This is a genomic window from Cyanobium sp. NIVA-CYA 375, from assembly GCF_056108345.1.
Genome location: NZ_JBSYHW010000412.1, coordinates 1 through 561, shown reverse-complemented (window position 1 = coordinate 561; position 561 = coordinate 1). Strand labels below are relative to the sequence as shown.

Genomic DNA, 561 nt, shown 5'->3' with positions numbered 1-561 from the left:
AGAAAGTCCAGAAAAATCCTCCAGGATAACGGCACCACCAGAGCCAAAGATTTGGCTCGATGCCCCAATATGCACATTCTTGCCAATGCTCACCCCCTCCTCGCCAGCAGTGATCAAAACAAATGCATCTATACGACAATTATCATTGATTGAAATCAAGGAAGGATTGATCAATATAGCAGTGCGATCAACCTGAACATTCCTCCCAATAAACCGCAAGCCGATGGAAGCGAGCTCACCGTGATCAAGAAAACGCTGCATACTCAACCAGCAAAAGTCTAAAAACTACAGGGATGACGGGCTTGAGATCAGGATCTGTCGAACTTGGCAACTATGATACAGAGCTAAGCGAATCCGCTCAGAAATCATCGATACTTCATGGACTGACACCGCTGAACTTGCCGGCAGGACGAGCACATTGGCAGCTACATAATCAGTCACAGGCAAATCTGGAATCCATTCACAACCACGACTGGCATAGGGCTCTGACCGATGACAACCGGGATAGCAGTAGCGCCTTGCACGAATATTCTCGGCCCATAATACCTCGATAAGCTCATC

Annotated in this window: 2 protein-coding genes; both read right to left on the bottom strand. The window is 47.6% G+C overall.

The features are described 5' to 3' along the window. Positions 1-261, bottom strand: a 261-nt coding sequence (locus AC01FP_RS18875) for an LbetaH domain-containing protein (protein ID WP_474482477.1), incomplete at its 3' end; no start/stop codon positions are given. 24 nt (positions 262-285) lie between these two features. Then, a partial coding sequence (locus AC01FP_RS18870; protein WP_474482475.1) for a DegT/DnrJ/EryC1/StrS family aminotransferase occupies positions 286-561 on the bottom strand: 276 nt, incomplete at its 5' end.